The 22,881-nt window shown below is 65.6% G+C and carries 20 protein-coding genes; 2 read left to right on the top strand and 18 right to left on the bottom strand.

Features of this window, described 5'->3' with window-relative positions; all coding sequences use genetic code 11:
* Positions 1–55: 55 nt before the first annotated feature.
* From ABMY26_RS01095 to ABMY26_RS01010, 18 genes are all read right to left on the bottom strand, one after another.
* Positions 56–1,570 carry an AMP-binding protein gene (locus ABMY26_RS01095; RefSeq protein WP_372394630.1) on the bottom strand — a complete coding sequence of 505 codons (1,515 nt, stop codon included), beginning with the start codon at positions 1,568–1,570 and terminating at the stop codon, positions 56–58.
* An 11-nt stretch (positions 1,571–1,581) separates the two neighbouring features.
* Positions 1,582–2,892: a cytochrome P450 gene (locus ABMY26_RS01090; protein WP_372394629.1), complete on the bottom strand. Its 1,311-nt coding sequence runs from the start codon at positions 2,890–2,892 to the stop codon at positions 1,582–1,584.
* Positions 2,893–2,897: 5 nt separating this feature from the next.
* A complete protein-coding gene (locus tag ABMY26_RS01085) occupies positions 2,898–4,562 on the bottom strand; it encodes an AMP-binding protein (RefSeq protein WP_372394628.1) in 1,665 nt (554 codons plus the stop codon).
* Positions 4,562–4,825: an acyl carrier protein gene (locus ABMY26_RS01080; protein ID WP_109086657.1), complete on the bottom strand. Its 264-nt coding sequence runs from the start codon at positions 4,823–4,825 to the stop codon at positions 4,562–4,564. The genes ABMY26_RS01085 and ABMY26_RS01080 overlap by 1 nt, the downstream gene beginning before the upstream one ends.
* 26 nt (positions 4,826–4,851) lie before the next feature.
* On the bottom strand, positions 4,852–6,477 hold the full coding sequence (locus ABMY26_RS01075; RefSeq protein ID WP_372394627.1) for a class I adenylate-forming enzyme family protein: 1,626 nt from the start codon (positions 6,475–6,477) through the stop codon (positions 4,852–4,854).
* Positions 6,453–7,463 (bottom strand): hypothetical protein, encoded by a 1,011-nt coding sequence (locus tag ABMY26_RS01070; protein WP_372394626.1) that lies wholly within the window; start codon positions 7,461–7,463, stop codon positions 6,453–6,455. The genes ABMY26_RS01075 and ABMY26_RS01070 overlap by 25 nt, the downstream gene beginning before the upstream one ends.
* Positions 7,460–8,326 carry a hypothetical protein gene (locus tag ABMY26_RS01065; RefSeq protein WP_372394625.1) on the bottom strand — a complete coding sequence of 289 codons (867 nt, stop codon included), beginning with the start codon at positions 8,324–8,326 and terminating at the stop codon, positions 7,460–7,462. Before ABMY26_RS01065 ends, ABMY26_RS01070 begins: the two co-directional genes overlap by 4 nt.
* Complete coding sequence (locus ABMY26_RS01060; protein ID WP_372394624.1) at positions 8,326–10,785, bottom strand: acyl-CoA dehydrogenase family protein; 2,460 nt, start codon at positions 10,783–10,785, stop codon at positions 8,326–8,328. Before ABMY26_RS01060 ends, ABMY26_RS01065 begins: the two co-directional genes overlap by 1 nt.
* A gap of 3 nt (positions 10,786–10,788) precedes the next feature.
* Positions 10,789–11,070 carry a hypothetical protein gene (locus tag ABMY26_RS01055; protein WP_109086652.1) on the bottom strand — a complete coding sequence of 94 codons (282 nt, stop codon included), beginning with the start codon at positions 11,068–11,070 and terminating at the stop codon, positions 10,789–10,791.
* A 10-nt stretch (positions 11,071–11,080) separates the two neighbouring features.
* Entirely contained in the window at positions 11,081–12,028 is a 948-nt protein-coding gene (locus ABMY26_RS01050; RefSeq protein WP_372394623.1) for a 3-oxoacyl-[acyl-carrier-protein] synthase III C-terminal domain-containing protein, read from the bottom strand.
* Between the two features lie 10 nt (positions 12,029–12,038).
* Positions 12,039–13,025, bottom strand: coding sequence for an alpha/beta fold hydrolase (locus tag ABMY26_RS01045; protein ID WP_372394622.1), 987 nt, complete (start codon positions 13,023–13,025; stop codon positions 12,039–12,041).
* On the bottom strand, positions 13,015–14,400 hold the full coding sequence (locus ABMY26_RS01040) for a hypothetical protein (protein WP_372394621.1): 1,386 nt from the start codon (positions 14,398–14,400) through the stop codon (positions 13,015–13,017). Before ABMY26_RS01040 ends, ABMY26_RS01045 begins: the two co-directional genes overlap by 11 nt.
* Before the next feature lie 4 nt (positions 14,401–14,404).
* Positions 14,405–14,989 (bottom strand): hypothetical protein, encoded by a 585-nt coding sequence (locus ABMY26_RS01035; RefSeq protein WP_372394620.1) that lies wholly within the window; start codon positions 14,987–14,989, stop codon positions 14,405–14,407.
* Positions 14,986–15,657: an acyl-CoA dehydrogenase family protein gene (locus tag ABMY26_RS01030; protein ID WP_109086647.1), complete on the bottom strand. Its 672-nt coding sequence runs from the start codon at positions 15,655–15,657 to the stop codon at positions 14,986–14,988. The genes ABMY26_RS01035 and ABMY26_RS01030 overlap by 4 nt, the downstream gene beginning before the upstream one ends.
* Entirely contained in the window at positions 15,650–15,922 is a 273-nt protein-coding gene (locus tag ABMY26_RS01025) for an acyl carrier protein (protein WP_109086646.1), read from the bottom strand. The genes ABMY26_RS01030 and ABMY26_RS01025 overlap by 8 nt, the downstream gene beginning before the upstream one ends.
* A gap of 18 nt (positions 15,923–15,940) precedes the next feature.
* Complete coding sequence (locus ABMY26_RS01020) at positions 15,941–16,888, bottom strand: 3-oxoacyl-[acyl-carrier-protein] synthase III C-terminal domain-containing protein (RefSeq protein ID WP_372394619.1); 948 nt, start codon at positions 16,886–16,888, stop codon at positions 15,941–15,943.
* 368 nt (positions 16,889–17,256) lie between these two features.
* Entirely contained in the window at positions 17,257–17,856 is a 600-nt protein-coding gene (locus ABMY26_RS01015) for a hypothetical protein (protein ID WP_372394618.1), read from the bottom strand.
* 361 nt (positions 17,857–18,217) lie between these two features.
* Complete coding sequence (locus ABMY26_RS01010; RefSeq protein ID WP_372394617.1) at positions 18,218–19,303, bottom strand: helix-turn-helix domain-containing protein; 1,086 nt, start codon at positions 19,301–19,303, stop codon at positions 18,218–18,220.
* 517 nt (positions 19,304–19,820) lie between these two features.
* On the opposite strand from ABMY26_RS01010, the gene ABMY26_RS01005 reads away from it, so the two are divergent.
* Positions 19,821–21,479, top strand: a complete 1,659-nt coding sequence (locus tag ABMY26_RS01005) for an ISL3 family transposase (protein ID WP_372394616.1) — start codon at positions 19,821–19,823, stop codon at positions 21,477–21,479.
* A gap of 445 nt (positions 21,480–21,924) precedes the next feature.
* Positions 21,925–22,881: a tyrosine-type recombinase/integrase gene (locus ABMY26_RS01000; protein ID WP_372394615.1), complete on the top strand. Its 957-nt coding sequence runs from the start codon at positions 21,925–21,927 to the stop codon at positions 22,879–22,881.

Below are 22,881 nucleotides of genomic sequence, written 5' to 3'. Positions count from 1 at the left end.
TGGATCGCAATGAAGGACGTCCTTTATCAGGAACCCGACCGGAAACATGCCGGCCTCAGCCCGGAACCGCCCCCGGCTCATCCAGCAGCGCCCGGGTGTCGAGCTTCCCGTTCACGGTCACCGGCAGATGGTCGATGAAGCGGATGTCGCGGGGCGTCATTGTCCCTGGCAGAGCCCGCGAAAGCCCTTCCAGGATATCGATGCGCGACGGCGGGAGCCGGGGGCACGGACGTACGAACAGCACGATTCCGGTCACCCGGCCGGCGGCATCGTACTGCGGCAGGCACACCGCTCCCTCCACCGCCGGCAGCGCCCGCGCCGCCAGCTCGATCTCGTCCAGTTCGATGCGGTTGCCGTTCCATTTCACCTGTCGGTCCGCTCGGCCGGACAGGACCAGCCCCCCCTGGGCGTCGAGCTTTCCGATATCGCCGGTGCGGTATGTCGGCTGGCCCAGATGCCGTCCGAAGGCGGCATTGCCGGGATGGTCGCGTGGAAGATAATGGTGAACGACCTGTGGACCGCTCAGCTCGACCTCCCCCCATTCGCCGACGGCAACCTCGCGCCCGTTCCCGTCGAGGATGCGCATCCCCGAAGGAGCGATGACCCGCCCCAGTGGCAGCGGGCCGTCGCCCTCCGCATCCTCGGGAACCAGCCGGTACACATGCGTCATGCAGGTGACCTCGGACGGGCCGTACGCATGGAGGATCCGCGCCTGCGGAAAGCGCTTCATCAACGTACACACCAATGCCCGTCGGACCATCTCGCCGCCGACGAAGAAGCAGCGCAGGCCGGGAAGGCACTCTTCACGGAAGTCCCGCTCGGTGCACATCAGCTGCAGCAGCGTCGGGGTGGAGAACCACGATCCGGGCACGACGTCTCCAGCCGACAGAAGCTGACGGATGTTGTTCCGGGGCATGACATTGTTGCGGTGGTCCAGCAGAACCACCGCTCGTCCGAGCGCCAGGGTCGGCCACAAATCCAGCATGCCCATATCGAAGGCGAGACTGGCATGGTTGACATGGGCCCCGGCGGGACAGGCATCGGCCAGCATCGGCCCGTACCAGCCGTGGAACACCGCGAAATTGCGGCGCGTGATCGGGACGCCCTTCGGCTCGCCGGTGCTGCCGGAGGTGAAGATGATATAGAAAACAGCCTCGTCTGCCACCGCCCGCGGACATTCCTCCTGCAGCGCCCGCTCCGTCAGCCGCGTCAGATCGAGGACCGGCAGGCCGGGAATCTCGCATTGGACACGATCCCCCGCGCCCAGCCCGTGGACCGCCCCGGCCACCGCGGCGATACGGGCTATCCGCGACGGTGGGTTGGCACGATCGGCGAAGACGAACGTCCGCCCCGTGAAGGCGCAGGCCAGCATCGCCGCCACGACCTCCGGTTCCTTGTGGCCTGTGACCAGGATGTTGCCCGGTGGCAGGCGCGAAAGGGCGTCGATCACCCCTTGCACATGCCGGCCCAGTTCCCCGAAGGACACCACCCCCGCCGTGGTCAGCAGGGCTGGGGCGGAGGGGGTGGACAGCATCGATTCATGGATCGCGGCAAGCATGGGCTGGAGCATCGCGGGACTCCCTATGCGCGCGGCGTGAAGATGACGGGCACCGGCCCTCGCGGCGCGAGGGTCGAGCGCAAGACCGGACGCAGGTTGCCCGGACGGCAATTCGGCGCCAATGCCATCCGGTGGGTGGTGCAGATGGCCCGGACCGCGATCGTCAGTTGATGCAGGATGAAGCGTGCCCGCGCCCGAATGCGTGGACCGACCCCGAACGGCAGGTAATGACCGGTATCGATGCTCCGGTCGAGGAAACGGCGGCCGCAAAACTGTTGGGGGGCTGCCCAGTAACGGGGATCCCGATGAACCAGCCATGGCGCGAACAGGACTGTCGCGCGGGCTGGAACCGTGACCGGGCCAAGGGTGACGGCCTGACTGGTGATGCGGTAGATAAACGGCAATTCGGGGTACAGGCGCTGCCCTTCCTGTACCACCGACCACGCGAGCGGGCTGGCCTGGTCGGGAAGGCCGAAGATGTCGCGTCCGTCCAGTTCCGCCGCGACCTCGTCCGCCAGCGTCGGGTCCTGGGCGAGATGGACCAGCGTCCACAGGAGGCCCAGCCCATCGATGTTCAGCTTTTCCAGCAGCATGCGGCCCAAGGTCGGACGCAGGCAGGCCACCTGCTCGGCGATGGAAAGCCCGGCCGGAACCGCTTCGGCGATCCAAGCGACGACGGTGTCGTCGCCGGGAGTGGATACGGTCAGCGCCGCTTCGACCACGCGGTCCAGGAAATTGCGGGCGGCCTGGAATTCCGCCATGCTTTCCGGGCTGGCGGTCTGCGAGGGGTCCCGCGTGCTCATGGCAAAATAGAATTCTTCGATGCGCAGAAGACCGTCCGCCATCTCCTCGTCGCCCAAAGCCGGGCCGAAGAGGACCGGACAGACGGCGCGGATCGACCACATCCGGCACAGGCCGCGCAGGTCGACCGCCTGTCCGCCGGCCGGGATGTCGGCCAGAAAGGACCGGCACGCCGCCACGAGGGCATCGTGGAACCAGCCGTCCCAGACTTCGGCCACCGCGGCAAGGCGGTTGCCGGTCGCCATCCACACCTCGCGGTGTTCCGGCTCGTCCAGCCAGTCGCCCAGCAGCAGACGGGAAATGGCGGCGTTGCTCGCAATGTCGCCCAGTTCGGTCTGGAAGTGCCCCTGATGGCTCTTCCAGTATCGAATGCTGTCATTGCCGCCCAGAAGATACAGGTCACGCACGTCGCTGGCGCGGATCACCACATGGTCGCCATGCTGGCGCGTTGCGGTTTCCGCCACCTTCAGCAGGCCGAGATTCTGGCAAAATTCGGAATTGGCGTCGAACACCGGGATGGAACTCGCGTCCATGGGCTTTACTCCGAATGTGCGGAGGCCGGCGACGAAACCGCCTCCTCCTTGTGCATGTGGATGTGGCGGAATTTCGCGTGCTGGGCGGTGGCGGCCAATTGCGTGCCGTCCAGCTTGGAGTTCGCGTTCAGCGCCGCCGGAAAGCCGCCATACCAGTGGCGGGGCACCAGATACGGCGGCAGTTCCGCCGCCAGCGCGTCGGCCAGGCGCCGCAGGCAGGCGTCGCTCTCCACCCCCAGGACGAATGCCGACAAGGCCCGCGCTTCGCCGTGCAGCAGGTAGGGCTGAACCACCGCATCGTCGACCCCCGGTTGCCGGCGCAGGTGGGCCTCGATCTCGTTCAGGTCGATCCGAACCCCCTGAACCTTGATCTCCCGGTCCATGCGCCCGCGCAGGTACCAGTTCCCCCCGGGTCCGACGATGCCCAGGTCGCCGGACCGGTAAAGGCCGGATTCTGGAAACGCACGGGCCTGCCTCTCCGGCAAGCCGATGTATCCCAAGCCGACGCTGGCCCCGCGGATCAGGATCTCGCCGGGCTCGCCGGCCGGTGTGCCGGGGGCCGTCTCCAGCCAGGTGCCGGGACGGGGAGCGCCGATCGGCAGCTCGTCGGGCGCCTCCAGGTGCTCCCGCGAGATCTCCACCGAGGTGACCGCCACCGTGCATTCGGTCGGCCCATAGGTGTTGATCACCCTGCAGCCCGGAAACCGCTCGAACAGGATCGCCACGGCCGGCTTGGTCAGCGGCTCGCCGCAGAACAGGAAAGTGGACAAGGACGGCAGCGTCCGGCCGCTGAAACGGCGGTTCTTCAGCATCAGGCGCAAGATGGACGGCGTCGACACCCAGAGGGACGCCTCCGCAGCCGCCAGCCGCGCGATGTAGTCCGTCGAATTGGCGATGTCGGCATGGTCGAGGACGACGAGCGGCAACCGATGCCTCCAGGACATCCACAGCTCGTACAGGGAAACGTCGAAACAGTGGCGGATGATGCCCGTGACTGCCCCCGTCCCCGCCGCCCCCTTCCCCGCCGCCGCCGATGAGGGAACGGGAAGCAGGATGTCCAGCCAGGCGATGAAATCGAGCAGATTGGCGTAGCTGACGCCGATCCCCTTGGGCCGACCCAGGGTTCCGGATGAAAACATGACATAGGCCGCGTCACTGCATCGGATGGTCGGATCGGGTGCGGGGATAGCGGGATCGGGGACCGCGGTCCCTCCGTCGCACGGGTCCGCCATTTCCAGCACCGCGAAGCGGCCCGGCCGGGCAAGGGCGGCCAGCCGACCGGCAGCCGCGGAATCGCCATCGGCGACGAGCAGGGCACAGGCATCGGTCGTTTCCACGATCTGGCGCACCCGCTCGGGCGGCGTTTCCCGCTCCACCGGCACCAGGGCATGGCCGGTCAGCAGGCAGGCCCAATAGGCGACGGGATAGCGTCCGTCCTTGTGCCCCCAGATCAGGATGGGCCGGCGCTGCGGACGCCCGGGCATACCCGCGACAACCGGCAGAAACCGCAGAACCGCACTGTGCAACCCGGCAAAGCTGAGATCGGCCGACGATTGCCGGTACGCTGGACGGTCATCGCCGGCAAAGCGGCCGAAGATGGTCCACAGCGCCGCCACACACGGGGAGACGACGGGGGAAACGACGGGGGAAACGACGTCCTCGCGCCGCATCACGCCGGTTCCCTGGCCTTCAGGCCGGCTTCGATCAGCGCCGTGAAACTGCCGACGGTGGCCAGCTGCTGCGGCTTCAGACCCGCAGGATCGACCGCGACCTCGGGAATCCGCTCCTCGATCAACATGAAAAGCTCCAGCAGCAACCCGCTGTCGATCCCCAGGTCGTCGTCAAGCCGGGTATCGACGGTGATCGTGCCGCCGTCCTGCAGGTCGAGCAATTCGCAGAGGGCGGCGATCACATGATCCAGAATGTTCGTCATGGGGACTCCTCTCGGGTTTGGCATGCTCATGCGATAGCCACGGGTATCGCCGTTTCCGGTTCGGTGGAGGAAAGGGGCGGCGGCGGGACGGCGGCCGGGCGGGACGCGAGTTTCTGACGCAGCAGCTGCTTGTCGATCTTGCCGTTCCCGTTCCGCGCCAGGGCATCGGCGACCACGATACGGGCCGGAACGGCATGGGGTTCGAGACGGGACGCGCACCAAGCCTTGAGACCGGCGGCATCCGGCTCGACCCCGGCGCCGCCGGCCGGCCGCAGGGTCACGACGGCGCAGCATTGCTGGCCATAGACGGGGTGGTCGATCCCCAGGACACAGACTTCGGCCACGGCGGGATGCGCGCTCAGGACGGCTTCCACCTCGGACGGCGCGACCTTCTCTCCGGCAACCTTGAGGATTTCGTCCGAACGGCTGATGAAATAGAGGAACCCCTCCCCGTCGAGGCGGCAAATGTCGCCTGTGTAGAGCACCAGCTCGCCGGGCCAAGGGCCGGGACGCAGTTTCTGGGCCGTCTTCTCGGGGTTCTTCCAGTAACCGTTCATAACGGTGCTGCCGCGGATCACCAGTTCGCCGGTCGCGTCGCGCCGGTGCGCAACCCCGGCTTCATCCACCACCCACAGCTCGGTGTTCGGGATCGCCTTGCCGACGCTCGACTTGCGCCGGTCCAGTTCGGAGGGGTCGAGATAGGTGCAGCGGTGGCATTCCGTCAGCCCGTACATCGAAAAGAGACGGGCGCCGGGGAACAGGGCCGTCAGGGTGTCGATGCCATCCACATGGAGCATCGCCGCCGTGCTGGTGATGCAGCGCACCGCCGTCAGATCGAACCGGCCGGCAAGGGGCGCGATGAGCGGCACCATCGTCGGCACCACGGGGAAAACGCTGGCCCGGCTTTGCGCCAGATGCTGCAACGCAAAGAACGGCTGCGCAAACGACGGCTCGACGTAGAGGCAGGCCCCAACCAGGGTCGTCATGGTCAGCTGGTGCAGCCCATAATCGAAGGTCAGCGGAATGGCGCAGAACACCAGGTCGTCGGAACGGTAATCCAGATACTGCGCCACCGACCGCGCGGCGCTGGTCATGTTGAGATGGGAGAGCATCACCCCCTTGGGTTCGCCGGTCGAACCCGAGGTGTAGATGATCGCCGCCAGATCCCGATCGATGACCCGCCCGGTCGCCACCGGCGTCCCGCCCGTGCCGTCGATCAGCAGGTCGAGGCTCCCCGGTCCCCGTTCCTTGCCGTGAACCAGCAGATGCGCCCGTATCCCGGCTTCGCCGCAGGCGTCCGTCACCAGCCTTTCCAGATCGTCGTCGCACAGGATCGCCGCAGGCGAGCAGTTGCCGAAGATCCAGGCAAGCTTGGCCGACCTGGTGCCCGGATTGAGCGGCACCGCCACGGCACCGGCATAGAGCACCCCCCAGAACGCTATGCCGAAGGCTGCCGAATTGGCCATGACGATCGCCACCCGGTCACCCGGACCGACGCCGCCGTCGGCCAGTTCCGCGGCCACGCGCCAAGCCGCGCGGCGAACCTCGGCGAATGTCAGATCGCGGCGGCTGTCCCGCAGGGCCGGCGCATCGCCGCGCCCGTCGGCGCTTGAATCAAGGAAGCTCGTCAGAAGCGTGGGAAAGGCGGACACGATGCGGCCCTTTCGACTGTTTGGGGAAACCAAGGCCCGGCCGGTTGGACAGCCCCGCGCGACAGCCGGCAGGCGCCGACGAACCCACCCATGCCGACCGAAAGAAGCATGATCCCGTCGGTATCCGGGGTGACGTCCGGGGCGGCGGCATCCAGCCGGCTGCCGAGCAGCAGCAACGGATCGCTTGTGTAGCAATGGCCGATGTCGGGCAGCAGCCCCAGGTCGACACGCTCCGGAGCGACCCCCGTCTCGCGGCAGAACCTCAGCCAGGCCAAGCTATTGACGTTATGCGGCAGTAAGGGCGACCGGCCCTTCCAGGCGAAGCCCGCGGCGTCCAGCGCTTCGCGCACGATCCGGGTGTGGGCGGCGAAGAACGTGCCGATCTGGGCCACGCTGCCGGCCCGGCCGAAAGCGAATTCCGGATGGGTCCGCAGCACCACATCGCCGAAACGCAACCCGCCCGGCCCGCGGTCGAGGACCAGCCCGCAGAACGCATCGCCCATCAGCGTGCATCCCGCGACATAGCGATCGCCCAGCGGCAGGCCGGCATGGCAGTCCCCGGCCAGGACCGCGACCGACCGGGACATCCCGGCATCCAGCAGCGTGCGGGCCAGATCCAGTGCCCAGAACACTCCGCTGCAATTGGTCTGGTCGATCTCGTACTGCCGAACCACCCCGGCGAGGAAGGCATGGCGGCGCACCAGTTCCGGAACCGGAGCCTCCTCCTCCGGAAACGGCATCGGCAGCCCACGCACATGGACCAGCGTGTCGGGCGGTTCACCCCGGTGCCGGGCGGCAAGCCCGGCGATCACCCGGCCGAACTGCTCGCTCGCCCCTTCATCCGCCGGCATCGCCGCCACCCCGTCGATGCCGAAGAGGCGCCGGAACACCCGCGCTTCGGCAGGCGAGCCGCCGGCCGCACGCACCACCGCCTCCGCGTCGATCCGGCCAGCGGGAACATGGGTGGACAGGGCCGCCAGCCTCATGCCGGTTCTCCGCAACCAGCCGTGAAGGCCACCGCCGTCAGGCAATCCTGCTCATGGACGACCATGAGGACATCGCTGCCGGCATCCGGACAACCGGCCAGCGCCGCAAACGGCGCCGAGCATAGATGCTGCGGCCGCTGAAGCAGGACCGGCCCCGGAAAGTCCGACCGTTCGGCGACGGCGGGATCGGCGATCAGAATGGTCCCTGCCGGATCGAGACCGAAATCCCGGCACAGCAGGCCGATCCGCGAGGCGAGCGTGGCCGGCGTTACGCCCGGACAGCGCCGGTAGCCGGCGAATGTCAGCCCCGCCGCGCCGTCCTGCTCCAGCACCATGATGCAGGCCGAATTCACCGGGTCCAGGCTCTCGACCAGCGGCGACCGGTACAGCAGGTGCTTCTGGTCCATCGCCATCAACAGGGCCCGGCGACGGCCCTGGCCGAGGTAGCGGGCGATGCAGTGGACGGCGAACAGAGAGGCCGAACGGCCACGGTCGGAAATGGCGAAACCGAACCCGTTCTCCAGGCCGAGCCGATGCAAGGCATAGTTGGTGACGGATGTTCCGAGGTGCAGATCGGGCAGCCAGTGGGCCAGCAGCACGAAATCGATGTCGGAGAGATCGGTCCGCCGCTCCAATGCCGGCAACAGGTCGCGTACCATGAAGGCGAACGGCGCCCGGTCCGGTGCCTGAAGCCAGGATGCGACGTTGCTGTCGGCAGCCGTATAGGTCAGCCCGTTGGACCCGAAGAACTTGGCGTTATAGTCCTCCCAATAGGCCACATCCTTCCGCCAATCCGGCTCAACCGGCTCCAGCCCGGCGAACTCCCTGAAGACGATCGTCGCAGGATCGAGGCGAAGCGCCATCACGCCACCCCGGCGACATAGGAACGGAAGGCGTTCAGCGCATGGATGTTCGACGCACCTTCCATATATTCGAAGGCTTTGGCATCGCGGCACTTGCGACGCAGGTGCGGATCCCGCAGAAGGCGGGCCGGGCAATGGGAAAAGACCCGCTCCACCACCGTGTCGGCGAAAGCGACCGCCTGCATCTTGATCAGGCTGATATCGTGGGACTTGGGGCGGCCGCGTTCATAGGCATCGATCACCCCTGCCAGCCGTCGCAGCAGGGCGGCATGGCTGATGCCCAGGTCATGGAATTGCTCCTGCAATCCAGGCTCGCCGGCGAGGTGGTCCAGGATGCCGCGACCGACGCCCAGGGCCAGCGCCGCCACGACCGGGCGGTTGCGCTCGAACACGGCGTTGATGGCCATGAAGCCATCCCGCAGCGACGGGCGTCCGTCTCCCAGGATCATGTCCGGCGTCACCGGAAAGTCGGTGAAGGCGATGCGGCACAGGTCGGCGCCGCGCAGGCCCAGGCTGGAAAGCCGCTCGATGCGGACATGCTCGTCGGCGCGGGACGGTTCCACCATCACCAGCCCGGTCCGCCCGGCCTCTTCCAGATGGCAGAAAACCAAACCGATCCGTGCCCGCATCGCGCCGCCCACCAGGGTCTTGGTCCCGTTGAGCACCAACCCGCCGTCCCGGCGCGTCAGCCGGGCACGCCCGCCTGCCGGATCGGATCCGGAGTTCGGCTCGGTCACGCCGAAGAAGGTGCCCTGGGGGCCCGTGCGATAGGCGGCGAAAAAGCGCTGGATCTGGTCCGGCCCGCCCATCTGCAGCACGGCGTTGCCGGCCAGCGACGGTCCGGGCAGCGCCAGGATGCAGCCGGCATCCAGCCGAGCCAGACGTTCGATCATGGCGACATGCAGGGCGTGCCCGCACTGGTCGATGCCGAGTTCCGTGTCGGCCAGAGGGAATCCGTTGCAGTCGTCGGGAACGCCGATGGCGGTCAGCGCCCGGACAAGCGGATCGGCCCACAGATCCCGCCAGGCACCGGGATCCTTCTCCAGCCGTTCCCCCGTGCGCCTGAACAGCGGCCCCAGACCTTCCAGACGATCCAGACAGGGATTCCCGAATGGCGATCCGTCATGCCGGCCGGCCGATGGAAACGGACGAATCCGGCCAGCCGTGGGCGCGGTCATGCCGATGTCCCGCGGTTCCTGAACCGCCAGCATCGCCTTCACGCTGTCGCGCCTGCGCACCAGCTGGATCCGATCCCCGTCGACCATCACCTCGGCCGGCGCACCGAATCCGATGAAATGAACGGGAGAGGCGGTCGGGCCATAGGCTCCGGCCTGCGGCAGGCAGATCAGATCGCCCGGCTGCGGGTCGGCCAGCGGCACCGACTTGGCGAGCACGTCCATGGGAGTGCAGAGGGGGCCGGTGACCGTCCAATCCGCCACGGCGCCATCCCCGTCGCCGCCATCGTCGGCGGGCAGCAGGGCCAGGGGAAAATTCCGGCGCAGAAGCGACCCCGTTCCGGCCGCGGCACCGTTGACGTTCGATCCGCCGTCGCATACCGCGAAGCGCTCGCCCTTGTTCGTCTTGACCTGCCTGATCCGCGTGATGAAACGGCCGGCTTCGGCCACGGCGTAGCGGCCCAGCTCCATCACGATCCGGGTGGCCGGATGTTCGGCACGGAACGCCCCGATCTCGGCTGCCAGCCCCTCGCCCAAAGCGGCGAGGTCCAACGCCGTCTCGTCGGCATGGTACGGGACGCCGAAACCGCCGCCGACGTCGACGAAGGTCAGCGGCGCCGGCAGCCGGGACTGGAGCTGGCGGGCCAATCCAAGTATCCGGCGGGTGTTGGCCTGCACCACCTCATGAGACAGGATGCGCGTCCCCATGTAGACGTGCAGCCCCTCCAGCCGGATGTTGCGAAGCCCCGCCAGCCGGGCCAGCACCTCGGGAAGCCCCGCCTCGTCAATGCCGAACTGTGTCGGCCGTCCGCCCATGGACAGCCGCGCTCCATCGACCCGGAAATCGGGATTGACCCGCAACGCGACCGGACGGCACAAGCCGAGGGTGCCGGCGATGCGGTCGACCTCGACGACCTCTTCCGGGGATTCGGCCACGATCGCCTTGATGCCCAGCGCGACCGCCCGGCGCAGCTCCTCGTCGGACTTGCCCGGTCCCGGCATCAGAATGCGGTCCGGCGCCGCTCCCGCCGCAAGGGCCGTCTCCAGTTCGAGAAGGGAGCTGACCTCGCACCCCATGCCGCAGCCGACCAGGACACGCACCAGCGACAGGTTGGGATTGGCCTTCAGGGAATAGAAGAAATCGACGTCCGGCAGTGCCTGTTTCAAGGCGGCGCAGCGTGCGCGCACCGCCGCTGCGTCATAGACGTAGAAGGGGGTGCCGAACTCCGCGGCGATCCGGTGCAGAAGGGCGGCCTCCGGCGGGGACAGGGAGAATCCATCCATGGTTCAGCCCTCCAGCGCCACGACCGCGCGGCGATCCAGAAAGGCGCACAACGCATCGACATTGCGGAAGATGTTGCCGGCCTCGCTTTCGAAGCTATCCATCAATTCGAAGGCATCGACCCGGCTGTGCTCGCTGAGGGCGGCGATGAACTGAACCAGTTCCAGCGAATTCAGGATGCCCGCCGTACCGAAAAGCTCGGCTCCGCCAAGCGCACTCGTCATGCGTTCGGGTCCGAGGCCAACGATTTCAAGGCTCTGGCGCACCAGGCTGCGGGGAGCGGTCATGACTTTACTCCTATGGCTTTGCAGGCCGCTTTCCACAGACACGCATCAAGGCGCAGGAGGCCGTGGCCCCCAGTCCGATGCTGAACAGCAAAACCAGATCCGAAGGATCCAGCTCGCCCCGGTCGTCGGCATGCACGAGGTTGATGAAGGGATCGGCACCGAAACAGTGCCCGTATTGCCCGATGGTCGAGAGTTGCAGTTTGCCGGGATCGAAACCGGCACGCCGGGCGATCTGGTACCAGGACGGCACATTGACATTGTGAGGCAGCACGTAGCGGATCTGGTCGAAGCCCAGCCCGAAACGGTCCATCGCGCCGCACAGCACGTCACAGGCGAATTCGAGATAGACCTCGTCGAAGCCGTCGAGATAGCGCTCGCCACGCCGGCCGCTGTTCAGCCAGAACCGGCTTTCATGAGACGTGTGGGTGCCGAGCATCTGGAAGCGGCCGGGCCGGTGCCCTACGAGAACCGCTGCAGCGGCCTCGCCCATCACCGTGGTGTTCTCAATGAGCCGGATGGCCGGATGGAACGCCTTGTCGCCGATCAGGATCAGCCCGACCTCGTCATCCCCCAGGACCCGGTCCAGCACCCCCAGCATCGACACGCCGGTGGCGCAATGGTTCATGGTAGCGCTGAAGACCTCCAGCCCGCGCGCCGCAAATGGGGCAAGGATGGGCGGATGCTCCGCATCGAAAACGCAGGTGCTGAGCAGGGTGTGGCAGTAGGCAACGTGGCTGAGGCGCGCATCATGCTCCGGGTTGCGGGCCAGCACCGCTCCGCAAGCCTGCCCGACCAGGGTTGCCAGCGGCAGATCGTGATCGCAATGAAACCGGTCCAGGCCGAAGAAGCGGTCGAACATCCGCATCTGGTTGCGGGACAGCGACAGTTCGTCGGACAGGGAGGCCAGCCGTTCGCACCGTTCAGGGAAGGCCAGGGCAAGATCCAGCACGTTCAACATGGCGATGCACTCAACATGCCCTCGCCCCCTCCCGGCAGGGCACGGCGACAAAGGAGGCGATGGCCCTGGCCAATGCCGGATGGCGCAGAATGGTGTGGTGGTTGCAGTTCTCCAGAATCACCGGCGCGCTCCCGGGGCGGGCGGCGCAGATCTGCCAAGCCTCGTCGAGCCGCACCTGCCAGTCGCCGCGGGCATGGATCACCAGATGATCCGCTCCGAAACGGCCGTAATCCTCCGGGCCAACGGCGGCGGCATCGCGTGCGCGCAGCGCACGGTATTCCGGCAGGATCGCCTCATACAGGGCCAATGGCGCCTGGGTTCGCTTGAGATAGGCGGCCAGCAGGGATGCCATGGATGCCGGGGCGCAGACAGTCACGAGCCGGTTGGCCGCCAAGCCCTCGGCCACGGCCATGGCGCCGATCAGACCGCCGGCCGAATGGCCGATCACCGCCGCGAAAGGACCAAGCGGGCCGCAATCCCGGGCGAGCCGGCGTGCCTTTTCCGCAAAGCCGGCGTGCCGTGCCCGCCGGAGCTTTCCCCCGCCCCGCCCCTCACCCTTTTCCAGATCGGGCAGAACGACGTGAAACCCCGATGCCGCCAGTGCCGCGGCCAGCGGCAGCAACATGGAACTGTCGGCATTCCAGCCATGTACAAGCAACAGCCTCGGTCGATGCTGCGATCCCAGCACGGTCGCCGGCAGCCGGCCCGCAGGGGTCGCGCCGCAAACGACCGCAGGGACGGCCGCGGTATGGATTGCCGGCACCGGTTCGGGGCGGCTGCCCTCGAACCGGCGAAGTGCCAGCCTTGCTCCGGCCCTGGGCGACAGGCGCGTCAGCAAGCCAAGGTCAAGGCGCCGCAACCGGCACTTCGCCGCGCGAAAGCGGAAGACGGGGGTCGCGCGGCAGGTCCCGCCGCTCGTCGGTTTCGACAGCCTGCGATGCAGCCAGCGGCAGCTGTCCCGGACGATCAGCGCCGGCAGGGCAAGTTCATACAGCATTGCCCCTCCCGATCCCGCGCATGAGTGCGAGGAGTTGAAGCAGCAGCAGAACGAAGGTGACCCCCGCCAGGACGACAAGGCTCCACAGGACCATCTCCAGGCCGGCATTGTCGTACACGGCATAGACCACGGTGGCGCAGGTTGCGGCCTCGGTGGCCAGGGTGATCAGCAACACCTGCCGTCCGCGACCAAGCTGCTCCAGGATCACCTGGAGCATGGTCGACCCCGCTACGACGAAGAATGTGACGAGAAGCCGGCTCATCATCAGGTCGGCGGAGGCGCGCAAAGCGACGGCATCCGGCGGCACCAGCAGATCCAGCATCCCGCCGCCCCATTGCGGCAATGTCAGGGTCATCAGGGCATAGAATGCCAGCATCACCGGCACCCCGACCTGCAGGTAGCGCAACTGTCCCCCTCGTCCGCCCTCTTCGGCAGCCTGGTTGGCCAGGATCGCTATGGCCGATCCCAGTGCGATCGCCGGAATCATGAACGCGATGCGGAACCGTAAGACCACGAAGAAGGCCGACGCGTTGTCCCGCCCCAGGTCGCTGAGGATCGGGAACACGACGGACGCGCTGATGAATCCGATCATGATCGACCCGAACACCGGCAGCCCCACCCCGACCAGCAATTGCCGGAGACGCGCGTTGAAGACCGGCGGCGGCACATCCTCGGCCCCACCCTCGCGCCCAGGCGTTTGCCGGCGCAGCAAGAGCACCATGACCGGCAGGACCGCCGCCGGACCGGCCAGGTTGCCCAGCAGGATGGCATCGAACCCCCAGCCGAGACGGCTCACCAGAACGTAGGTCACACCCAGATCGACGGCCACGAGCACAAGGAAGGGAATCAGCCCTTGAAAAACCCGCCCCTGTCCTCGCAAGGCGCCATACAGGACATCGAAAACCAGGAACAACCCCATCGACATCAGAAAGCCGGGAAAATGGCCGACCATGATCGCGATCGCCGGATCGTCGAAGGAGAAGGCCTGCGACACGGCGTAGCCTGCGGCGGCCAGAAGCACGAACAGCCCCAGCCCCCCCAGCGACAGGCAGGCCGAAGACCGCAGCACCCCGCGGCGCGGCCAATTGTGCTTCGACCTTGCGCTGAACACCTGGTTGGTGATCGCCAGCCCTTCCATCAGGGCCAGGATGAGGATGAAGGCCGGCTGCATCAGGGACAGCACATGCAGAGCACCGGTGTCTGGAACACGGGCCAGCATGGCAACCTTCCCGAGGTGGAGAGCCGAGGTCACCGTCGCGCCGATCACAAGCGGAAGGCCCAGCACAAGGATTTGGGACAGGATGCGGAGCAGCGGAACCCGTTCGGGCACGGCCAGCATCACCGGCGTCACGGAAGGGGCGTTGTCGGGTTGCATGGCGCTATACCTCGACAGTCTGTAATGATGGTTGCGCTTTGGCCGGGGCGTTGCCCCGCGCCAGGATCAGGTAGCGCAGCGGCCCGTCCGGGGTGTTCACCGCCGCCAGCCGCCTTGTCGGGTCGTGAAGCAGGAGCATTGCATCGGTGCGGCTCGCCATGGCCCGTGCAAAGGCCAGCGCATCGGACAGCGCCGGACGGCTTTCCACCCGCAGCGCATGCACCGGCCCACGATGGCCGAGAAGGTCAAGAAGCTCCGGCAAAAGCGGCAGGCGCGGATCGTGATGCTGGCCGCGGTGCAGATAGAGAAGATACGGCGTGCGTCCGCCCGCCATCCGGCAGGCCTTCTCCCACAGGCGGACCAGTTCGGCACTGAACAGGCCGGACGGCCCGGCATCGTCGAAGACCGTGCGGTACAGCCTTTTCGCCGATGGCATGCCAAGGCGCCGGCTGCGGCCCTCCAGTTCGGAACAAGCCGTCCCGCCCACCGGAAGGCGCCGGGTGACGGCGTGGATTCGCCCCTGCGCCAGAAGACGGGGAGCGATGGCGGCCGTGCAGTCCGCCGGGAGCCGCTCCGCCGGAGACGTCATGGCATGCTCCCGGCAGGCGAGCGGCCGGCCGGGGCATAGACGGCAAGGATCAATCCGGCAAGATATTCCAGGTTATGCGCGCTGCCCGCAAGGTAGCCGTGCCCGCCCATCAGCTTGGCTGCCTCGGTGAACTGTCCGCCGATGCTGCGGTGCATGACCGCCGCCGTCGCCGGATCCAGCTCCGGGCCGGCCAGGACCAGTTCCTCGACCATGCGCGCGATGGCCGCATGGACCCGGGCGAAGCCCACCTTGACCAGTTGATGGTGGAGAATCTTCTTCCCGAAACTTTCCCGCCCCTCCAGATGGCTGAAGGCGGTATCCAGGCAACGGGCCAGAAGTCCCAGCCGCAGAGCCACGACCCCCGCCTCCAGCAAAGGCGGCCGGGGCAATGGGGAGACGGCCGGCCCCGTCACCGAAAGGGCAAGATCGAAGGAATCCAGCCCACCGTCTTCGAACGTCTCGACCGGCTGCATGGGGCAGTCGGGAGCCGTCAAATCCCGGATCTCCAGGTCGTTCGACACGGCATGCAGCGCGTGGCCGCCATATGCCGGGTATCCCGCCCGCCCGGTGACGAACTGGGTGAAGGCAAGCAGAGCGGCGCCAGGAGCATTCGCACGGGCACGAGCGACCAGTGCCTCCACACCGTCCGGGGGAGCCACCTCAAGCATGTTCGGACACCATCGGCTGGCCGGTACGTTCGGCGATGTAATCCACGAGGCTCGACAAGACGTTGAATTCCGCCTGGCCTATGGCTTCCGGGTCGAAATGCAGGTCCGCGATCTTGTCTTCCAGCAGCAAAAGGAATTGAACGAACATGTAGGAATCGAGATCGAAATCGCGATCGAAGCGTGTTTCGGGAGTCAGGCCGACAACCGGACGCTCCGTCAGTTCGCTCAATGCCTCTTCGACGGCTCGGGTGATCTTGCAGTCCATGAATGATGGTCCTTTCGGTCAGACAGACGGAGCGCGTTCGAACAGACAGGTCGCGAAAGTCACACCCGTCCCGGCCGCCAGGATGAGAAGCTGGGTTCCGGCGGGAACAGGATCGTGACAGCGCTCGAAACGGCGCAGGTTGATGAAACCATCCGAGCAATAGGCGTGGCCCTGATGCTCCAAGTCGCCATGGAAGGTTCTTTCCTCCCAATTGAAATGGCGTAGAACGGCCTGGATTACGGGGCGATTCAGGTTGTGCGGCAAGAAAACGAAGTCATCGCGCAGGGTATCTTTATAAGCGTGCAAGCTCTCGCCGATGAAGGCAATGAGCGTATCCGTGTAGACATCCTGCAAGTCTCTGCGGTCCGATGCTTCCATGGCATCGGGATTCTTGTAGAACCGCGGCAGATGCCGGACGCGCGTTCCCCGAATGCGCCAGCTTCCCGGTCCGGAGTTGAACAGGGCCGCCGCCGGGATTTCCGCCAGCAACCCCACGGACAGCCGCGCGACGTTGGGGTGAAAGGCCTTCTCGCCGGTCAGCACGATCACCGGTTCCTCCACCGCTGCCCCGCAGCCGGAGGCCAGCCCGGCAAAATGCAGATGTACGAGGGCCGAAGCGCAGCTCGTCATGCTGAGCGCATAGGTTTCCCAACGCGCCAGCCCATGCTCGTCGGCGAAGCGGCGCAACCAGTCCCTGTCGCTCAAGGTATTGTGCGTCTGCGTCTTACAGTAGATCAGCTGTCCGGCCCGTGCCCCGGCGTCTGGCAGCCGCTCCAAGGCGGCCTGAAGCACGCGGCTCAACATCGGTCCCAACGCATCCGGGCTGCGGCCCGCGGCTTTCAAACCATAGAAACGCTCATACATTCTGGTCGAGGCGACCGAAAGCCCATGGCTGGCCCCCAACGCCTGAAGCGGCACGGTGAGGATCGTCTCCTCCGCCAGATCGACACTGTTCAGCCAGGACATGGACAATTCACATCGATTGAAGGAAGGGGAGCTGGGATTGAAGGAAGGGGAGCTGGCGGTGGGAGGAAGCGATGGTCATCCACCACCGGAACACTGCTCCGTTTGCCCCACCCGTTCTCGACAATCGTCCTTGATTGCGATTTTGGACGTCCAGGATCCTGATTCAGCACAGGATGCGAAATAAAAATACGGTTTTACCCGCATTCATGCATAAAGATTTGCTTAGAAAGCGAAGAAGTATATTTTTCGTACAATATTCCGCAAGTTATTCGCCGAACTGTCTTGCACGCATCCGTCATCATTTGGCGGCGCCACTTCGGCCCTCTCCGGATGCCGGTCCGGCCGGCCAGTCGAAAACTGGGTTTGTTTCAGGGGATGCCCGGCTCACGTGCCTTGGCGTCATCGAAGACCACCTCGGACAACAGCGCTCCGACATCCAAGGCGACCGCATCCCGCGCAATGCCGGAGGCAAAATTCAGCTTGGCAATGGCCACGCCACTTTTCAGGCGAAAGCTCTCGGCCACGCCCTGGAAACCGATGATCGAGGCCCTGCTTCTGACATCAACGGAACGGAACCGTCCGCCGACATCGGCAACCACATTGTCCACTTCGATTGCAAGATCAAGCGCGGCCGGCATCACGACGGTGACGACGGGCTTGCACCACCACCGCATGGTGATGCCTGTCCTCTCAAAGCCGATCGTCAGCGTTCCGCCATCCTGGCTGATGCGTGCCGCCAAACCGCAGCCGACATTGTCCTGCGTGCTTACCCTGACTTCCCGCAATCCTGCATCGGCGGTGCGCAGATGCAGGGCAATCTTCTCGTCGCTCAGCCGGACGGTGCCCACGCCTTCCGATACAGCCACGGACCGCTCGATGCCTCGCGCGGCCGCAGGGAAAGCCGCCGCGAGGCACAGGACGAAGCACAGCAACCCGCCCGTCGTCGGAAATGTCTCCTTTACCGTCATGGCATCCTCACGGCATGTCCACCCGGTCCCCGAAATGTTCGGGCCGGGCCCGATACCGCAACCATCGGCAAGTTACCGCCCCCTGACGACCTGATCCCGGATACAGGACATCCGCGATCCTGCAGAGAAGCTGGGGAAAATGGGATGTCGCATTCACGCCGTCGCTTGGGCGGACGGCCTCCCCCTCGGCGGAGCCGGGTCCGAGCGGACCGTCCCGAGCATCATGAGGGACGGCCATGATCACGATGCGGGGAACGACGTCCTGTCGGGACAGAGCAGCGCGCGCGTGGTGGACCCGATGCGGACAAGATCATGGGGGAGGCCGAAATGGTACCCCCTTGGCAGTCCGTCCATCGCCTCGTCAGGCGCCGTTGGCCTCCGAGGAGTTTGAGAGCAGAGAGGCTGGTCCCGCCTCCGTCCCCCGCGCACGGCTGCGCCACACGCTGGGGCTGACCCCCGTGACCCGAAGAAATTCGCGATTGAAATTCGACTTGGTAGTGAAACCAACGGCAAAGGCAATATCGATCACAGAGTCGTCGGTTTCCTCCAACATCTTGCAAGCATCGCGCACCCGGAAATTGTTGACATATTGAGGGACGTTGAGCGCATACGCGCTGTTGACCGCCGTGGAAATTTGACGAACTGGGACGCGGATCTTATTGGCGATCCGGCTCAATGACAGATTTTCGTTCCGATAAAGCTGGCTGTCGTTCATCTCCCGTTCCAGCTTTTCCAAAATTTCCTTATACGCCGGATTGATGAGGGAATCGGACGGCGCCTTGGGCGGATCGGCCATGGCAGAAGGCTCTGGCTTCTTCCGTCGGCTTTCATGGAAAAAAATATACAACAAGGCAAGCAACAGAACGAGATTAGCATATCCCACAAGTGCAGAGGAAATCCTGGCACCGTTCATTTCCACATCGATTGCGACGACTACGTCGACAGAAGCGGAAGTTAATAGAATAATCCCAGTCACCAGATAGGCACGCTGCATTGGTATGATCAGATGCAACGGGCGGTCTTCACTCCATTCCCCTTTCGACTTGTATGCACGCCAAAGAGAATCGAACCCAAATGCCAGATAGACGGCGATGCCGATCGCGTCCGCCAGGTTGGGATAGTTGAGAAGCACGCCCAGGCTGACCGCCCCTGTACCGATAGCGACAACGGAAAAGATCAGCGAGCGTATCTTCCGATCGATGCGGCCAGACAATTCATCCAAGCTCAACCATGTCAGAGGGGGAAGCGCGACTGCCAGACTGGGAAGGATCATCGGTGGCAGTCCCCCGATGCCCCAATTCAAACCGATCAGGCCAGACTGCAATGCATAACCACCGATTACCACCAGGGACAGTGGCGGCAGCCTGCGCTTGCTGGATAACGCCAAATGAGCCAGGAGAAAGCACAGGCAAAATGCCGTGAGAAAAGGGAGAGGAAGCATCAACATCAAAAAGTCTCCAGAGGACTCACAAGCAGAACCTGAAGATATGTGGCGAGTCACTCAAGTCGTCATTTCCATCTGATTTGTCTGTCGCCATCCCTCCGGCGAAGTCGACCACCTTCAATACGACCGATGGGGCATCAGCGGCAATCTATAATTGAATATTATTGCCCTTATTTCCGCCATACACACCGCATTGCTCTAATTGTTTTTTTATTGCTCAGATCATATCAGAAAATTGGTGTATCCACAAGATGGCTATAGCTTCCCAGTTGTAGAGCCGTCCGGTACGCAGTGGAATGACTGAGCGCCGGCGGGGCCGGAAACCGACGGGACGCTCGGATGCCGTCACGCTGAACCAACCCGGGTTTCCCGGCAACTGTATTCAGGCTGCCTCCGGCGGTTGGCAATCGGTGCCTGTCGCGATTGAGCTGCTCCCCATTTCCCGGTTCTCCCGCACTTTTCGTGGATCAGGCTGATGACGTTGGAGCCGGCGCCATCCGGAGATCCCATGTAATGAAGCATGCAAGAGCTTTTTGTGATCCCGGACTGCCGTGTCGTAACAGTTGAACCTGTTGGTGCGGCTGGTCTTCATGTGGCTGCCCAGGTCAAGTACTCCCATGCATGCTGTCCATCCTGTCAACAGCCGAGCCAATCCGTTCACAGCCGGTACCATCGGCATCCAGCTGACCTTCCGAGCCTGGGGAGCGCCGTCCACATCGACCTTCTCGTTCGTCGTTTCTATTGCCGCAACCCGATCTGCCCACGCCGGACCTTCGCTGAACCGGTGCCGGAGCTTCTGTCGCCGAGAGCACGCCGCACCCGGCGGCTCGCCGGCGCGCAAGCGCGGGTCGGCGCCACCTGTGGCGGGGAAGCCGGCGCAAGACTGCTGCATTGTCTCGGCATGCCGAGCAGCGCCGACACTGTGCTGCGGTTGGTACGCGCACTTCCCCTGCCGGAGTACGCGCTGCCCAGCGTGCTGGGCGTGGATGATTGGGCGCTGAGGAAAGGGCGGAGCTACGGCACTATCCTGGTTGATTTGGAGACACACCGCGTGGTTGATCTGCTGCCCGACCGCACAGCCCAGACGCTGACGGAGTGGCTCAACGACCGTGGCACGGTCACGGTGATCGCCCGCGACCGTTCCACCGAGTATGCCCGCGGCAGTGCCCTGGGCGCTCCCCGGGCGGTTCAGGTGGCTGATCGGTGGCACCTGCTCCAAAACCTGCGGCAGATGGTTGAACGCTGGCTAGCCGGCGTTTACGGCCGTTTGCGCCGCCTGCCGCCGGTTTCGGGCGGAGCCGTGGCACGGCGCGTTGGGGGCTATCCGCGCAGTCGGGCCGAAGCCGCCGCGACGGCGGACAGTCGTGCCCGGCGACATGCCTTGTATGAGGAGGTTCGGCGGCGTGTCGCGGCTGGCGAGAAGCTGCTGACGATCAGCCGGACGATGGGGCTCGCCCGCGGTACTGTGCGCAGCTACGCCCACGCGCAGCAGTTTCCTGAGCGGGCCGTGCGGGAGTCCGGGCTTGGTATCCTCGCCCTGCATCGTGAGTACCTTGAAGCCCGTCTGGCCGAGGGCAACGAGAATGCCGCGGCGCTGTGGCGGGAACTCCAAGACCGCGGCTTTGCCGGATCGGCCAAGCAGGTCCGCCGCTGGCTGAACCAGCGGCGGACCACTCCTGCCAAGTTCACGCCGCACAAGTGGCGCCCCGGCCCCACCGAAACCGCATCAACCTCCGCTACCGGTCCATTCCCCGCCCTGATCTCGCCCCGGCAACTGGCATGGCGGCTGGTGCAGGCGCCGCAGGGCATCGACACCGCCACAACTGAGGCCCTCGCCCGGATTTCGCAGGACCCGGAGGTCGCCAAGGGGCGCGACTTGGTTCGCCGCTTCGCTGAACTGATCGGACGCTGTGGAGTGCGATCGGATGCGCGTCCTGCCAACCCCTCCGCCATTTTGGACAATTGGCTTACTGACGCGCTGTCCTGCGGCATCCCAGCCGTCGAAACTTTCGCCGCCGGCGTGAGGCAGGACGAGGCAGCCGTCAAGGCGGCGCTCACCATGCCCTGGAGCAGCGGACAGGCGGAGGGACAAGTCAACAAGCTGAAGCTCATCAAGCGGCAGATGTATGGACGCGCCAGCTTCAATCTGCTGCGCCGTCGCGTCCTGCTCGCAGCCTGATCCACGAAAAGTGCGGGAGAACCCATTCCCCGGACAGAATTCCGGCACCTGCCCGAACGCCCGCAGCATCAGCCGGCAGGCGATCGAGAACCGTGTGCTTGCCGGGCTGAAGGAACGCCTGCTCGGCGCCGACGTGGTCGCCGCCTTTGTCGAGGAGATGGCGGTGGCGCGGCGACCGGGAGCGCGCCCTCGCCGGCATCGGCCGGAAGATCGCATCGATCCTGAAGGCGGTGGAGGACGGGATATACAGCCCGTCCCTGAAGGAGCGGCTGCGGGGGTGCGCGAATGGCCCGTTCCTTACATGCCGGTAAACGTAAGCATACGAAAGCTTAAGCCTTGCCATGACGGCGATGGCTTTCTAGACCAACGGGCGAAACGCATACGTGCGTACGTCCGGAGAGCAACCGGGCCACGCGCGCGCCTCCGCCGCACCGGTAAGCCCCTAATGAACGTTGCCCGCGCCTGTGCCGATTTCCTCACCCATTGCCGGGTCGCCAAGAACCTGTCGCCGCACAGCCTGCGCGCCTACACCATCGATCTGGCCGAGTTCGAGCGCTTCGCCGAACCCGGCACGCGGGTGTCCGCCGTGGACCGGCCCTTGCTGCGCCGCTACCTCAGCCACCTGTTCGAGGTGCGCGGCCTGAAGGAAACCAGCGTCAAGCGGCGGCTGGCCTGCCTGAAGGTGATGTTCCGCTGGCTGGAGTTGGATGAGACGATCGAGATCAGCCCCTTCCACCGGCTGGACGCCCGCATCCGCCTGCCCAAGCGCCTGCCGCGCAACCTGACCGACGACGAGGTCCGCCGCCTGCGCCGCACGGCGCTGGAGCGCGTCGGCCTGTCCGGCCGCGTCACCGAAACCAAGGCACTGCGCATCGCGCGCCGCGCCGACTTCGACGCCGTCACGACGTTGGTGGTGCTGGAGGTCCTGCTGTGCACCGGCCTGCGGGTCGGCGAACTGGCGAGCATGCGCCTGAGCGACCTCGACCTGATCGAGCGGGTGGTGACCATCGTCGGCAAGGGCAGCCGCCAGCGCCGCGTGTTCCTACCCGACGACGAGACGGCGACGCTGGTGTCGGCCTACCGGACTGTGACGGTCGAGCGGCGCAAAGGGCATGAGCATTTCCTCATCACGGCGCAAGGCGGCCCGGCTTCCACCCAGCACATCCGCACCCTGGTCCGCACGGCGGCGACCGAGGCGGAACTGTCCCGCCGCGTCACCCCCCACATGCTGCGCCACACGGCGGCGACCCGGCTGATCGAAAACGGCGTAGACATCCGCTTCGTCCAGCGCCTGCTCGGCCACCAGAGCATCTCGACGACGGAACTCTACACGACGGTCACCGACGCCAGCCTGAAAGCGGCCATCACCAAGGCCGCAGGGCGGATGAAGGCAGGTAGATAA

It is taken from the genome of Azospirillum sp. HJ39 (assembly GCF_041507355.1).
In the GTDB taxonomy this organism is placed as follows: Bacteria; Pseudomonadota; Alphaproteobacteria; order Azospirillales; family Azospirillaceae; genus Azospirillum; species Azospirillum thiophilum.
Note: the sequence above shows the minus strand (reverse complement) of the source record. Positions and strands in the feature narration are given on the sequence as shown.